Below are 15275 nucleotides of genomic sequence, written 5' to 3'. Positions count from 1 at the left end.
GCCTTCTCTAACGCTTAGCTAGACACTAACAATTAGTGTGAGCCACAGCTACCGCCACCGCAGCAGCCATCTTTTTTCTCAGCACCGTGGTCATGACCTTCGCCACCACAACAGCCACCCTCGTGGTCATGGTCATGATCATGACCACAGCCACCCGCTTGATGAACGTGACCGTGTTCGATTTCTTCTTGAGTCGCTTCACGTACCGCTACAACTTCCACGTCAAATGTTAGCGTTTGACCTGCAAGCATGTGGTTGCCATCAACAACCACTTCATCGCCATCAACTTCTGTTACTTCAACAGGGATTGGACCTTGGTCTGTATCCGCTAGGAAACGCATACCTACTTCAATCTGGTCAACACCTTGGAATACTTCCGCTGGAACGCGTTGTACTAGTGCGTCGTTGTGCTCACCGTAAGCTTCTTCTGGAGAAACTGTCACAGAGAACTTAGCACCTGCTTCTTTACCTTCTAGCGCTGTTTCAAGACCAGTGATTAGGTTGTCATTGCCGTGAAGGTAATCTAGTGGCGCTTCAGCTGTAGATTGATCAACGACTACACCGTCTTCCAGTTTTACTTGGTAAGCAAGACTTACAACTACGTTCTTTTCAATTTTCATATTGACTCCAAGGAGGATAAAGGACCCTAACATTCGTTAGTGTCGGCATACTTTCTACGGGGCATATTATGGGGATGATTTAGAGAAACACAATCAATCCGGCTTAAAAATACCGATCATATTTTGCCCACCATGGTCGCTACTATCAACCGATTGTGGTGTACGTTGATCCTGATGACCGCACTCAACACACTCTACTAATTCAATATTATTCTCTATCCACCAGCGTAAAGTGTCTTGTTGTGAACACTTTGGACAACTAGCGCCTGCGATAAATCTTTTCTTCATTTCTCTCGTTTCACTGTTAATCCCAGAAGTTTTTTGATTGCTGATCGTTTTCTAACTCACGACCAAAAATCTCTTCCAGTTCTTTTCGGGCTTCTTTGGCTCTTTGGGCCAATTGTTTATCATCATTATGCTGAGGAAGCAGCTCTTTCAGCATAGCATTATCAAGTTTTCTAAAGTGAGCTTCCGCTCTCTTTGCCTGATATGGGTGCATACCTAAACTAACGAGAGCCTGTCGACCAAGATCAAGCGCCCCTAAGAAGGTCTCACGGGAATAACTGTCAACACCTTGGCTCAGTAATTGGTATGCCTCAACACGACTTCGTGCTCGGGCTAATAGTTTCAAGCGCGGAAAATGCGTCTGACACAATCCAATAATCTTCATGATTTCATCAGGTGAATCGGTACAGATTATCATTGCCTCAGCTTTATCCGCACCGGCAGCTCGTAATAAGTCAAGTTGGGTCGCGTCACCATAAAATACTTTGTAGCCATATTTACGCAGTAACTTAATCTGGCTCGCATCACTTTCGAGTACCGTCACTTTAATTTTGTTGGCATACATCAGACGGCCGACAATCTGCCCAAAACGCCCAAAGCCCGCAATAATCACTCTTGGCTGCTTGTTGACGACATCACTTTGCAACCTACCCTCAAGTTCGGTGTTAAGTCCTCGTGCATACCAGCGGCTTTGTGCCATCAATAATAATGGCGTCGTGACCATGGATAAACTGACCACCACCAAAAGAAACGCGGTTTGCTGTTGGTCGAGTAATCCTTCACTACTTGCTGCGGTAAAAATAACGAATGCGAACTCGCCACCCTGACTAAGAATTGCCGCCATTTTGCTGCGAGATTTCGCTCGACTACCAGACAAACGCGCAAGTAGGTAAAGAATCAGACCTTTTACAACCACTAAACCAATGACCGCAGACAGCACGGCAATGGGTTGCAAAGCCAACAGACCAAGATTCACCGCCATACCAACAGCGATAAAGAACAACCCAAGCAACAGCCCTTTGAACGGTTCGATGGCAATTTCTAGCTCGTGTCGATACTCACTTTCCGCCAAGAGAACCCCGGCAAGAAACGTCCCCAACGCCATAGACAGACCAAGTTGCTTCATTGATAAGGCAATGCCAATCACAAGCAGTAATGCAGCTACGGTAAAGAGTTCACGTACACCACTGAGTACAACATATCGAAACAGAGGTCTCAGTAGGAAGTGGCCGCCAATTAATAACCCCCCTACGCCTGCAAGCATCCATATCGCATCAAGCCAATCTCCGGCGGTATTCCCAGCTAAGACAGGAAGCAGTGCAAGCATTGGGATCACAGCAATGTCTTGAAATAGTAAGACCGCAAAACCTGATTGACCTGTTTCACTGCCTCCCAAACCTTGCTCTTCAATGACTTTTAAGGCGATAGCGGTGGATGACAACGCGAGTCCCATGCCAATAGTTAAACTGGTTTGCCAAGATGCTCCCACAACATAGGCAACGCTGGCGATGACTGAGGTTGTCACCACGACTTGTGCACCACCTAATCCAAGGATAGGGCCTTTCATTTGAAGCAGTTTTTTCGGATTTAATTCGAGTCCAATCAGAAACAGCAGCAACACCACGCCAAACTCAGCAAAATGAAGAATAGCGTCGACATCTTTGATTAAACCAAGCCCCCACGGGCCGATGGCAACACCCGCCAATAGATAGCCAAGAACGGAACCGAGACCAAGGCGTTGAGCAAGAGGAACAGCAACAACAGCTGCGGTCAGGAAAATAACGCTACTCTGTAGAAAATCATTCTCAAGCGCCATTTTCACCTCCCACCATCTCCGCCACTTCACTCCGAAGTGGATCACTCAGCCATAGGCGGTAACGCTCAGCATGCTGACAACGTTCCATTTCAGACACATTTCGTGCCCAGTACAAGACCAGTGGTTCTATCCAATGCATCTGGCACAAGGCCGCCGTCAATTCAAATGGTTGCAAAATTTCCGATAGCGGGTAGCGGTTATAACCTGTCTTACCGAAAGCTCCTTCTTGGCCCCCCGTCGTGATCACGCTTCGCCAATATTTACCCTTTAAAGCTTCACCTTTACCAAAGGCAAAGCCTTTTCCAATAACACGGTCTAGCCACTCTTTAAGTAACGCCGGACAGGAATACATAAAGAGCGGATGGTGGAAGACAATCACATCATGCTCAGCCAGTAATTTTTGTTCAGCACTGACATCAATAAAGAAGTCTGGATAATGTGCATAAAGATCGTGCACAGTGACGTGATCAAGCGATTCTATTTTCTTGATCATCATTTGGTTAGCCACAGACGTTTGTGACTCAGGGTGAGCATACAACACCAATACCTTGGGCTTATCGGAGGATAGAGTTTGCATTCGTTCGACAGCAATCCTTTTACTGTTTATAGCCTACTAAGCATTATTTATCGTTATCAGTTTGTTATACGTTGTTAGTCGTGATAACGCAATGATCGACATAGCTTGTTAAGTGCCCTACTATTCGACGCAATACGAGTAACGACAAAGCAAAAGATTATGATTACCTTCTCTGGCATCCAGCTTCTTCGCGGTGGTAAACCACTTCTTGAACAAGCTTCAGCAACCATCCAGCCTGGCGATAAAGTCGGTTTGGTCGGAAAAAATGGTTGTGGTAAATCGACACTATTCGCCCTGATCAAGGATGAACTTTCTATTGATGCGGGTAACTTTAGCAAACCCGCACATTGGGAGATGGCTTGGGTAGCACAGGAAACCCCAGCGTTAGAGCGCAGCGCCATTGAATACGTCATTGATGGTGACCGAGAGTATCGCCGTCTAGAATCGGAGTTACTCGATGCTGAGCAAAAAGATCACGGCACATTGGTCGCTGAAATACATGGTCAAATAGAAACCATTGGCGGCTACAGCATTCGTGCTCGAGCAGCGGAGCTCCTTGATGGTCTTGGTTTTAGCCAGCAGCAAATGAGTTGGAACTTAACTCAGTTCTCCGGCGGCTGGCGTATGCGTCTTAACTTGGCACAAGCTCTTCTATGTCGCTCAGATCTACTGCTACTCGATGAGCCAACCAACCACTTAGACCTTGATGCGGTTATGTGGCTAGAACGCTGGCTACAAAATTACCCAGGTACGCTGGTTCTTATCTCTCACGACCGAGATTTCTTAGATCCTATCGTAGGTCGAATCATTCACGTCGAGAACCAAAGACTAAATGAGTACACGGGTAACTACTCATCATTTGAAGAGCAGCGTGCTCAAAAACTGATTCTGCAACAAGCTCAGTTTGAGAAACAGCAGAAGCAGATGTCCCACATGCAAAGCTACATTGACCGTTTCCGCTACAAAGCCTCGAAAGCGCGTCAAGCTCAAAGCCGAATCAAAGCGCTGGAGCGTATGGAGAAAGTTCTGCCCGCACAGTTGGATAACCCATTCAGTTTCCAGTTCCGCGATCCTGATGCACTTCCTAACCCAATCATCATGATGGACGAAGTCTCGGCGGGATATAGTGACAATCTGATTTTAGAAAAGATTCGCCTTAACTTGGTGCCTGGTAGTCGAATTGGCTTACTTGGACGTAATGGTGCGGGTAAATCGACCCTGATTAAGCTCCTTTCTCGAGAACTCAAACCTCAAGGTGGTGACTTAACCTACTCTCAAGGGGTTAAGATTGGCTACTTTGCGCAGCATCAGCTAGAAACTTTGCACCCAGAGGAAACCCCTCTGCAACACATGATGCAAATTGCGCCTGACAAAAACGAACTCGAGCTACGTAACTACCTCGGCAGTTTTGGCTTTCAGGGTGATAAAGCACTAGAAAAAGTAGCCCCCTTCTCTGGCGGTGAAAAAGCGCGTCTTGTTCTCGCTCTGATTGTTTGGCAAAAACCAAACCTTTTACTTCTCGATGAACCAACCAACCACCTCGATCTCGATATGCGTCAAGCCTTAACTATGGCGCTACAAACGTTTGAAGGCGCAATGGTCATTGTTTCCCACGACCGCTACTTACTTCGTGCGACAACAGACGATCTTTACTTGGTTCACGATCGCCAAGTGGCTCCATTTGATGGTGACCTAAACGATTACTACAAGTGGCTGACTGAACAACAAAAATCGGAACGCCGTGAAGCGCAAGCACAACAACCAGAGAAAAAGTCTGAAAACAGTGCGGCGGCGAAAAAAGACCAAAAACGCCGTGAAGCAGAATTTCGCAAACAGACTGCACCTATTCGCAAAAACCTGACAAAACTTGAAGAGAAAATGGATAAGTTGGGAGAAGCCTTGGCACAAGCAGAGGCCCAATTATCAGATAACTCACTTTATGACGCCGAAAATAAAGCTAAACTTAACCAAGTACTAGCACTTCAAGCAGAAAGTAAAAGCTTGCTTGAAGAGGTCGAAATAGAGTGGATGGCTCTACAGGAAGAGCTAGAGCAGATGGAACAGGAGTTCAATAGTCAATGAGTTCAAAGCCCGCCTCAATTTCTCTAACACTCGAACGCTTATGGCAATTTAGCCTACAGTACTATAGCGTGCGAGAAGTAAAAGAGGCGTGCTTACATCTGCAAAACCAATTTAAAGGCAACGTTAACCTACTGTTGTTACTCAAGTGGCTTGATGAACAGCAGGTCTGCTTTGGCGAAGAGGACTGGCATCGCGTAGAAGAGTGTTTAGGCCGTTCCGAAGCCTTACTTCTGAGCTATAGGGAGTTACGACGTAAGTTGAAGTTCCACCTACCTGATACTCTGTATCGCGAGTCACTCCAATTTGAGTTGCAACTAGAAAAGCAGCAACAATCCGATCTGGTTGACTGTATTAACACCATCGAATTGAGTACGAATCACGCAGAACCCCTGACCTTGCGCTACTGCCGTCAATTAGGTGGCGAACAACTCTATTCAGCCTTTGCCGACCCCATAGACAACATTGCCAACCTGTAGAGAGCCTTTATGACTCAATTTGTTGCTGCTAAAGGATTAACAAATCCTCACCTACAAACACTCGCACCGCGATTTATTCGGAAGAAAGCCTTATTTGAACCCGTCTGGCAAACTTTAGATACGCCTGATGGTGACTTTCTTGATATTGCTTGGAGTGAAAACGTCGATCAGCAATCAAACACTGATAAGCCTATTTTTGTTCTTTTTCACGGCTTGGAAGGCTGTTTTTACAGTCCGTATGCGAATGGTCTAATGGATGCCTTCGCCAAACAAGGTTGGCTCTCTGTGATGATGCATTTTCGTGGCTGTAGTGGTAAGCCCAACAGACTCGCCCGCGCCTATCACTCCGGCGAGGTGGAAGACGCACGCTTTTTCTTAGAGCACCTCAACCAACGTTTCCCAACACAGACCAAGGTCGCGGTTGGCATTTCTTTGGGTGGAAATATGCTGGCCAACTATCTCGCTACCTACAACAGCCAGCCTTTACTCGATGCCGCAACCATTGTTTCTGCGCCACTCGACCTATCGGCCTGCTCAGAACGTATCGAGCAAGGCTTTTCCAAGTTGTACAAAAGCTATTTGCTGTCATCGCTAAAGAAAAACGCTCTACAAAAACACCATCTGTTAAAAGGCGAGTTGGGATTGAGCTATCAGAATATCAAGCGTGTCACTAAATTGTACGAGTTCGATGACCTTATCACCGCACCTTTGCATGGTTTCAAAGATGCAGCCGATTATTATCACCAGTGCTCAGGGATACATCGACTCAAAGAAATCACGCTGCCAACACAGATCATCCACGCCAAGGATGACCCGTTCATGACCGAAGATGTCATCCCCAAATACGTGCTGCCCGATAACATCGACTATCGGCTGTTTGAACAAGGTGGCCATGTGGGATTTGTTACAGGTAGCGCACTCAAGCCAAGATTTTGGTTAGAAGAAGCTCTGCCTGCCTACTATGAAAGTCTTGCCGCTTCGGCATAATAGCGCGCACAATTCACCGAACATAAAATGAAGAGGTCTTTATGATCGTCCCATGGCAACAAATTGCACCGGAGACACTGGAGAATCTGATACGCGAGTTTATTCTTCGCGAAGGAACAGACTATGGTGATGTCGAAGTTTCACTACAAGACAAAGTTGACCAAATCCACTCTCAACTAGAGTCAGGGGAAGCGGTTGTGGTTTATTCAGAACTGCATGAAAGTGTCGATATCCAACTAAAGAACCGTTTTTGATTTAGAGAACTGCATACAGTCAATGTCTGCTAAAGCATGTTATAGTGGGCATTGATTCATGGAATGTAACTTACAGACAAGGTTTGTCATGTCCGCTAAACACCCTATTATTGCCGTGACTGGTTCATCTGGCGCTGGCACAACGACTACCTCGGAAGCCTTCCGCAAAATGTTCAATATGATGAACGTTAAAGCCGCGTGGGTCGAAGGGGATAGCTTCCACCGCTTTACTCGCCCTGAAATGGATGTCGAAATCCGTAAGGCTCGCGAGCAAGGCCGTCACATCAGTTACTTTGGCCCACAAGCGAACGACTTTGGTGGCCTAGCCGAGTTTTTCCGTAAATACGGACACGAAGGTAATGGTCAGGTACGTCGCTACCTCCATACGTTTGACGAGGCAGTACCTTATAACCAGATGCCCGGTACTTTTACGCCTTGGCAAGACCTACCCGAAAACTCCAATGTACTCTTTTATGAAGGGCTACACGGGGGGGTGGTAGATGGTGACGTTAACGTCGCACAACATGTCGACTTTCTAATAGGCATGGTGCCGATCGTCAACTTAGAATGGATTCAAAAGTTTGTTCGTGATACTCGCGATCGCGGTCATTCTCGTGAAGCCGTCATGGACTCAATAGTACGTTCAATGGACGACTATCTAAACTATATTACTCCACAGTTTTCCCGAACTCATATCAACTTTCAGCGCGTTCCAACCGTTGACACATCAAACCCTTTAAATGCGAAAGGGATACCGAGTTTGGACGAAAGTTTCGTTGTCATTCGACTTCGTGGTATCAAGAATGTCGATTTTCCATACCTACTGGCTATGATTGATGGTTCGTTTATGTCACGCCACAACACCATTGTTGTACCAGGCGGAAAAATGAGTTTTGCGATGGAATTAATTGTTCGCCCTATCCTGCAACAATTGATAGAAACGGGCAAAATCGGTTAAGACTCACAACTAGAACACGATTACTTTTCATACCGTGATCATGTGCACAGTTTTGCGTGCCAAAAAGCCTGTTGTACCCGATTAAAATCAAGAAATCATGCTAGAAAAAGGATACTATTTGTAACCGACACATAAGTTGGCTTGCAGCATTTATAAAGTGCTCTTATCCTAGTAGGTCTTAATTAAGGCTTAGCTTAAACATGGAAAGCGGCAAGCGTACCCTGCAGAGGAAGTGAGATATTATGGTTCTAGGTAAACCTCAAACCGACCCAACATTAGAGTGGTTCCTTTCACATTGTCATATTCATAAGTACCCTTCAAAAAGCACGCTAATTCACGCGGGCGAGAAAGCGGAAACTTTGTACTACATTGTTAAAGGTTCTGTTGCGGTTCTTATCAAAGACGAAGAAGGTAAGGAGATGATCCTTTCTTACCTAAACCAAGGTGACTTCATCGGTGAACTTGGTCTATTCGAAGAAGACCAAGAGCGTACCGCATGGGTTCGAGCAAAATCTCCTTGTGAAGTTGCGGAAATCTCATTCAAGAAGTTCCGTCAGCTTATCCAAGTGAACCCAGATATCTTAATGCGCCTTTCAGCGCAGATGGCAAGTCGTCTACAAGTGACGAGCCAAAAAGTGGGCGATCTAGCATTCCTAGACGTAACGGGTCGTATTGCTCAAACGCTACTAAACCTAGCGAAGCAACCTGATGCAATGACTCACCCAGATGGCATGCAAATCAAGATCACTCGCCAAGAGATTGGTCAAATCGTTGGCTGTTCTCGCGAAACAGTTGGCCGTATCTTGAAGATGCTTGAAGAGCAGAACCTAATTTCTGCACACGGTAAAACAATCGTTGTTTACGGTACTCGTTAATTTCGATTAAGCACTAAATTATAAAAGCCACCAATGGAAACATTGGTGGCTTTTTGTTTTCGAGAATCGAGAAAATTATGGCTTATTGGGGACTAGTTTCGTCAACACCTTTAACCACAAAGCTGTTATCAACTTCTACCCGCCACTATCTTTTGAAGCCCCATCTCGGAACGCAGTGTTCTCGAAGGGCGCAGCCCGTTCTAAATGCTCGCAGGACGAAGTCCGGTCTCGACTCTCGCTTCTGCTCTTTACCCGTTAGTGCTTTCGAAGATCTTGTCAGCAGACGCTGCCACAAATCCTGGGTAAAGCTCACCATTAGGCATTGGGTAACGTTTAGCAAACTCGTAGAAGCCTCCAGGGATGATTTCACTACCTTCAGTAAACTGAACCGGCACTTTATCAGACATCGTTGAAGATTGCTCAAGCAACACTTCTGGCGTGCCTTTTACTTCACCACCAAACTCATTGATAGTAAAGCCGGCAGAGCGCAGATGATCATTCACACCTTTCACTTCATCAAAAGCATTAAGCTGGTTCACACTTACGGTAAAGTGGTTTGCTCCGTAGCCATGTGCCGCTAACCAAGCCGCGTATTCGCTTTCTTTAGCCAGCGTCTGGTAATCCGCATGACTAATATCCCATAGTCGGCCACCATACAAGAACTCATGACCTTTTAGCTTATCGGTGTCTACTTGCTCGACTAGCTTGGTAACAATCGCTTGAAGTTCACTAGAACACTCATCAACTTTTAGTTCACTGATAAATACTTTTGGCTGTTTTGGATCGGGATGTTCAAAATGTTTCGCCGCGAGCTTTTTGCTTTCAAAAACGTAATCGCCACACGGCTTGTAGCCAGCATCTAGAAAAGGTTGTGCTAGAGTCGCGATACCTAACGGCTCAACGTTGAAAGTACGTAATGCAATATGGTCATTGATCAATGCTTCGTCTTCTTGCAGAAGTTGGTGTACTTTTTCAGCAGAGGGACACAAGCGTTGAATATAGTCATTCCATAACTGCTGGAATAAAACATCTGGCGTCATAACGCCTCCTTGTATAGGGGTTGTTTACGTTCAAAAATGCCTCCTGGCTCTGGGAGGCAAAAAGGGAAATATCTAATCGAACTTCACGCTCTACAGTTCAACACCTGGGCTTAATGTTTCAGGAAGAAGTGTCTCGCCACCTTCCATCGAAGCCATTGGGTACGCACAGTAATCCGCTGCATAGTAAGCACTTGGCCTTAGGTTGCCAGAAGCGCCTGGGCCACCGAACGGTGCATCACCACTTGCTCCAGTGAGCTGACGGTTACGGTTAACGATGCCTGCTCGAATATGGTCAACAAAGTAGTTCCACTCGCTATCGTCTGTCGAGACTAGGCCAGCAGATAACCCAAAGCGTGTGTCGTTGGCAAGTTCAACCGCTTTTTCAAGACCTTGGTAGCGTACGACCTGTAGCAGAGGGCCAAAGTACTCTTCATCAGGTAGCTCTGCAATCGCAGTAACGTCAATAATACCCGGAGTAACAAAGGCGGCTTCACCCGCTTTCGCTTCAACCAAACTGACACCACCCAGTGTTTGCAAGTTTGCCTGTGCAGCAAGGATAAAGTCTGCCGCTGCTTTAGAAATCTGCGGCCCCATGAATGGTGCAGGTTCTGCGAATGGCTGATCGACGCGAATCTTATTGGTCGCTTGTACAAGCTTATTGACCAATAGATCACCCTTCTCACCAACAGGAACATATAGGCGACGAGCACATGTACAACGCTGGCCAGCACTAATGAATGCAGATTGAATAATGGTATAAACCGTTGCGTCCAGATCACCGTAATTTTCAGAGATAACCATAGGGTTGTTACCCCCCATCTCTAGAGCCAGCATTTTGCCCGGCTGACCTGCGAACTGACGGTGAAGGATGTGACCAGTATTGGCACTGCCCGTAAAGAGAACGCCATCTAGCCCTTTAGAACTGGCTAGAGCGATACCTGTCTCTTTCGCACCTTGGACAAGGTTGATGACACCTTTTGGCAAGCCAACCTGATCCCACAGCTTCATGGCAAATTCACCCGTAAATGGCGTCTGCTCAGAAGGTTTGAATACAACTGTATTACCTGCAAGCAATGCAGGCACGATGTGACCATTTGGTAGATGACCTGGGAAGTTGTATGGACCAAACACAGCCATCACGCCTAGTGGACGGTGACGCAAAACAATTTGGTTACCCGCAGCTTCACGCTGTGCTTCGCCAGTACGCTCATGATAAGCACGGATCGAAATTGCGATCTTGCCAGCCATTGCTGCTGCTTCAGTACGAGTTTCCCAAATTGGTTTACCCGTTTCTTTCGCGATAATCTGCGCGATTTCTTCGCTGTTCTCTTTTACCTTTTCGGCAAAAGCGAGTACGAAGGCTTCACGTTCTTCAAAACTTAGTTTTTTCCAGCCAACAAATGCATTACGCGCGGCAGAAACCGCCTGTTCAACTTGCTCTGGCGTTGCACTCTCGCCCTGCCAGATTACTTCATTGTTGTAAGGGCTGGTTGAGTTCATTGACTCACCCAGACCTGCTACCCACTCTCCGGCAATCCAATGTGTCATAATATGTTCCTTCAGATTCTGCGTAATATCTGGCTCTATTACTGAGCCAACATGCGAACGAATTCGCCTTCACCAACTCTCAGCGCGTGCGCCACTTCTGGAGAAAGAATAACTGTCTCTGAAGCTTGGTCATAAGCGGCTTTCGTTGCCGTCGCGCGGAAATCTTCAAACGAAGTGTTTGAGATTAAGTAGTCTTGAGAACTTGAGTGTTCCGCGATCTTCACTTTGGCTCGGAAAGAGTGACGCACCGATTCAATATTGCGCACATCACACTCTACCGTCGGGCCGCCATCGAAGATGTCGACGTAGTTACGGCAAGTAAAGCCCTCTTTCTCTAATAAGCGTAAAGCGGGTTTAGTATTTTCGTGTACTTGACCAATCACTGCCTGTGCTTCTTTACTTAGCAAGTTGATGTAGATTGGTAGTTTAGGCATTAGGTCAGCGATAAAGCCTTTCTTACCTATACCTGTAAGGTAATCCGCCATTGTGAAGTCAATGGAGAAGAAATGTTCTTGTAGCCATTGCCAGAATGGTGAGTTGCCTTCTGCATCTGAGACGCCGCGCATTTCAGCAAATACCGTTTTCGAGAAACGGTGTGGATGCTCAGCCATCATTAAAAAACGACATTTAGACATTAAACGACCATTCAAACCACGACGGAAGTCTGGGCGTAAGAACAGAGTACAGATCTCGCTACAACCCGTGTAGTTGTTACCAAATGTCAGCAGCTTCACGACGTTGTTTACGCCTAGCTTAGCTGATGCGTGAACGATGGTACTAATATGGTATGAGTAAAAAGGAACATCCCAACCGATGGACGCTTCGATACCTGTACAACCAGCAACTTCGCCAGTCTCACTATCAAAGCCAACCATTAGATAACCTTCGTCACCCGGTGAGGTTACGTCAGGCTTAGTAAAGCTGTACTCTGAATGAGTAATTCGGTTTTTTAACAGTTCTTCGTTAATTGGTAGAGATGTGAATCCGTGACCAGACTCCACTGCGCACGTGTGCAGCGCATCGTAGTCCGACATTGCGATAGGGCGAACAACCAGCATCGATACTCCCTCCTGATGCAAGTAACTTAAGTTTCGAGTCGAAAAGTAGCGAGTAACGAGACTAGAAACCGCTATCTCGCTACTCGTAACTCGAAGCTTTTATTCTTATTTAACTAGCGTCGCTAGAGCTTTATCCAGTCTTGCTAGACCTTCTTCAATTTCTTCTTTAGTGATGACTAGTGATGGGGTGAAGCGAACAACGTTTGTTCCTGCTACCAGCACCATTAGACCTTCTTTGCCCGCCGCAACAAGTACGTCACGAGCACGACCTTGCCATTCATCATTCAATGCTGCACCAAGCAGCAGACCTTTACCACGAACTTCAGAGAACATGTTGTACTTGTCGTTCAGTTTCGCTAGTCCTTCACGGAACAAAACTTCACGCTCTGCAACACCCGCTAATGTTTCTGGTGCGCTCACCACATCCACGACGGCTTCAGCAACGGCACACGCTAATGGGTTACCGCCATATGTAGAACCATGAGTACCCACTTTCAGATGTTGAGCTAGCTCTGTCGTCGTTAGCATTGCGCCGATAGGGAAACCGCCACCAAGTGACTTCGCTGTGCTCAGGATATCTGGCGTTACGCCTAAACCTTGGTATGCGTAGAAATGACCGGTACGGCCATTACCTGTTTGTACTTCATCGAAAATAAGTAGAGCATTGTGTTTATCACACAATTCACGAACCGTTTGAACAAATTCATCGGTTGGAGAGATGATGCCGCCTTCGCCTTGCAGTGGCTCCATCATGATTGCACACGTACGATCTGAGATATGCTCACGTAGAGCTTCTACATCATTGTATGGTAGGTGTGTAACATCGCCTGGTTTAGGACCAAAACCGTCCGAGTATGCCGCTTGACCACCCACAGTTACCGTAAAGAATGTACGACCGTGGAAGCCTTGTTTGAAGGCGATAATTTCTGATTTTTCTGGACCAAACTTATCTGCTGCGTAACGACGGGCAAGCTTCAGAGCTGCTTCGTTGGCTTCTGCGCCAGAGTTCGCGAAGAATACTTTTTCCGCAAAGCTCACCTCTGTTAGCTTTTTCGCTAAACGCAGAGCTGGCTCATTAGTCATAACATTACTTAAGTGCCAAATCTTCTGAGCTTGATCAGTCAGTGCATTGACCATCGCTGGGTGACAATGACCTAAGCAGCTCACGGCAATACCACCCGCAAAGTCGATATATTCTGTGCCTTGCTGATCCCAAACTCGAGCACCCTCGCCTTTGACTGGAATCATTTCCATTGGGTTATAACAAGGTACCATTACCTCATCAAACAAACCGCGTTCTACTTTATTTTGTTCAGTCATTGCACATTCCCTCTAGATACCGCATGCATAGCGAATATGGTGTCCTTACTTCCAATCAATGAAATAAGATATTGTTTTGCCATTAAGCAATCACGGCATTGTATTTACATTTAATTAACCATTTCAATAGTGATTTATTCTTTTTAGCACCCGATACGGAGCCCAACACTCATCACCTCTGAGTATTTATGCATCACGCTGCGACTTTTATGAAGCAATATATTCTTATAGGTGCGATAAGCTATGGTTAATCATAGTTCGGATAAGGGGTCTAACGTAGGCGAGGTAAAGATCACGCATACTTTTTCACATAATATTCGCGATGGGAAATATGAAAGAAATGTTAAGAAAAGTGATCTAAGTCCGGCTTTGTCTGGATAAGATAAAGAGAAATAGAGCGTTTAAATCGGTTTTCGAGCGAGAAAGTTAGCCAAGATCTGGTGTCCCTGCTCCGTTTTAATCGACTCAGGGTGAAACTGAACTGCATCAATCGGTAAAGACTTGTGCTGGTAACCCATGATCTCATCCATTGAACCGTCTTCGAACTCGGTCCAAGCGGTCAGCTCAAAACAGTCAGGTAACGTTCCGTTTTTCACCACCAATGAATGGTATCGAGTGACCGTCAGCGGATTATTCAAGCCAGCAAAGACACTGCGATCATTATGGCGAATTGGCGAGGTTTTACCATGCATCACCTGACGCGCTCGCACAACTTCACCACCAAACACTTGCGCAATCGCCTGATGTCCCAAGCAAACACCTAGAATCGGTAGTTTGGTTGAAAAGTGTTTGATCGCATCTAAAGAGATACCCGCCTCATTGGGAGTACAAGGCCCTGGAGATATAACCAAATGAGTCGGGGCTAAGGCTTCAATTTCATCAAGGGTGATTTCATCATTGCGCACAACTTTAACCTCTGCACCCAGTTCACAGAAGTACTGGTAAAGGTTGTAAGTAAAAGAGTCGTAATTATCGATAATCAGCAGCATGACTTCAGGACTAGCGTTGACAAATTTAGTGGTTAAGGGCGGGTATTGTGCAATATGAGCAAAGAAAGGCAAGCGTTATCATAAAGGTAATTTCCGACTCAACTACCAATGAAGCGTAAAAGCCCCTACAAGTCGATATGATTTTTATGATGAAAAACGTAGAACAGATTAACCGAACAGTGTATGTATCATTTTTTATAAAGTATTGATACAAAGGAAGTTTAATTGCGACACATGTGACATCTATTCAATTGATTTTATATCCAAACTATAGATATAAAAGCACAAGCTAGGTAACCTTTGAGTCACTCATAAACAACTCAATAGGGCATGCTGTGGGGTATAAGACCGTTGAACTTATCCATTTGATGGCGCACGAATTTCAGCAAG

Annotated in this window: 15 protein-coding genes; 6 read left to right on the top strand and 9 right to left on the bottom strand. The window is 45.9% G+C overall.

What is annotated here, in order from left to right; translation table 11 throughout:
* Positions 1–32: 32 nt before the first annotated feature.
* The 4 genes from slyD to kefG all read right to left on the bottom strand — a co-directional run bounded on the left by slyD (position 33) and on the right by kefG (position 3298).
* On the bottom strand, positions 33–620 hold the full coding sequence (gene slyD / locus QTN94_RS08600; RefSeq protein ID WP_331427448.1) for a peptidylprolyl isomerase: 588 nt from the start codon (positions 618–620) through the stop codon (positions 33–35).
* A gap of 93 nt (positions 621–713) precedes the next feature.
* Positions 714–908, bottom strand: coding sequence for a YheV family putative zinc ribbon protein (locus tag QTN94_RS08595; protein ID WP_138972770.1), 195 nt, complete (start codon positions 906–908; stop codon positions 714–716).
* Positions 909–924: 16 nt separating this feature from the next.
* Positions 925–2721, bottom strand: a complete 1797-nt coding sequence (kefB, locus tag QTN94_RS08590; RefSeq protein ID WP_331427447.1) for a glutathione-regulated potassium-efflux system protein KefB — start codon at positions 2719–2721, stop codon at positions 925–927.
* Complete coding sequence (kefG, locus tag QTN94_RS08585) at positions 2711–3298, bottom strand: glutathione-regulated potassium-efflux system ancillary protein KefG (RefSeq protein ID WP_138972768.1); 588 nt, start codon at positions 3296–3298, stop codon at positions 2711–2713. Before kefG ends, kefB begins: the two co-directional genes overlap by 11 nt.
* A 159-nt stretch (positions 3299–3457) precedes the next feature.
* Here kefG and QTN94_RS08580 point away from each other — a divergent pair, with 159 nt between their 5' ends.
* The 6 genes from QTN94_RS08580 (at position 3458) to crp (ending at position 8930) form a co-directional block, all read left to right on the top strand.
* The gene (locus QTN94_RS08580; protein ID WP_138972767.1) at positions 3458–5380 is read left to right on the top strand and encodes an ABC transporter ATP-binding protein; all 1923 of its coding nucleotides are present in this window, start codon (positions 3458–3460) and stop codon (positions 5378–5380) included.
* The gene (locus QTN94_RS08575) at positions 5377–5856 is read left to right on the top strand and encodes a TIGR02444 family protein (RefSeq protein ID WP_138972766.1); all 480 of its coding nucleotides are present in this window, start codon (positions 5377–5379) and stop codon (positions 5854–5856) included. Before QTN94_RS08580 ends, QTN94_RS08575 begins: the two co-directional genes overlap by 4 nt.
* A 9-nt stretch (positions 5857–5865) precedes the next feature.
* A complete protein-coding gene (locus tag QTN94_RS08570; RefSeq protein ID WP_331417931.1) occupies positions 5866–6843 on the top strand; it encodes a hydrolase in 978 nt (325 codons plus the stop codon).
* Positions 6844–6884: 41 nt separating this feature from the next.
* Positions 6885–7097 carry a YheU family protein gene (locus QTN94_RS08565; RefSeq protein WP_138972764.1) on the top strand — a complete coding sequence of 71 codons (213 nt, stop codon included), beginning with the start codon at positions 6885–6887 and terminating at the stop codon, positions 7095–7097.
* 88 nt (positions 7098–7185) lie between these two features.
* Positions 7186–8055 carry a phosphoribulokinase gene (locus QTN94_RS08560; RefSeq protein ID WP_138972814.1) on the top strand — a complete coding sequence of 290 codons (870 nt, stop codon included), beginning with the start codon at positions 7186–7188 and terminating at the stop codon, positions 8053–8055.
* 242 nt (positions 8056–8297) lie between these two features.
* On the top strand, positions 8298–8930 hold the full coding sequence (gene crp / locus QTN94_RS08555; RefSeq protein ID WP_004410522.1) for a cAMP-activated global transcriptional regulator CRP: 633 nt from the start codon (positions 8298–8300) through the stop codon (positions 8928–8930).
* A gap of 248 nt (positions 8931–9178) precedes the next feature.
* Here the strand turns inward: crp and QTN94_RS08550 are convergent, their stop codons facing one another.
* The 5 genes from QTN94_RS08550 to QTN94_RS08530 all read right to left on the bottom strand — a co-directional run bounded on the left by QTN94_RS08550 (position 9179) and on the right by QTN94_RS08530 (position 14885).
* Positions 9179–9970, bottom strand: coding sequence for a DUF1338 domain-containing protein (locus QTN94_RS08550; protein WP_331427446.1), 792 nt, complete (start codon positions 9968–9970; stop codon positions 9179–9181).
* A 90-nt stretch (positions 9971–10060) separates the two neighbouring features.
* Positions 10061–11518: a succinylglutamate-semialdehyde dehydrogenase gene (gene astD, locus QTN94_RS08545; RefSeq protein WP_331417929.1), complete on the bottom strand. Its 1458-nt coding sequence runs from the start codon at positions 11516–11518 to the stop codon at positions 10061–10063.
* Between the two features lie 38 nt (positions 11519–11556).
* Entirely contained in the window at positions 11557–12576 is a 1020-nt protein-coding gene (astA, locus tag QTN94_RS08540) for an arginine N-succinyltransferase (RefSeq protein ID WP_331427445.1), read from the bottom strand.
* Between the two features lie 105 nt (positions 12577–12681).
* Positions 12682–13896, bottom strand: coding sequence for an aspartate aminotransferase family protein (locus tag QTN94_RS08535; protein ID WP_138972760.1), 1215 nt, complete (start codon positions 13894–13896; stop codon positions 12682–12684).
* Between the two features lie 401 nt (positions 13897–14297).
* Positions 14298–14885: an aminodeoxychorismate/anthranilate synthase component II gene (locus QTN94_RS08530; protein ID WP_138972813.1), complete on the bottom strand. Its 588-nt coding sequence runs from the start codon at positions 14883–14885 to the stop codon at positions 14298–14300.
* Positions 14886–15275 lie beyond the last annotated feature (390 nt).

This window comes from Vibrio sp. M250220 (assembly GCF_036533795.1).
Taxonomy (GTDB): Bacteria; Pseudomonadota; Gammaproteobacteria; order Enterobacterales; family Vibrionaceae; genus Vibrio.
Note: the sequence above shows the minus strand (reverse complement) of the source record. Positions and strands in the feature narration are given on the sequence as shown.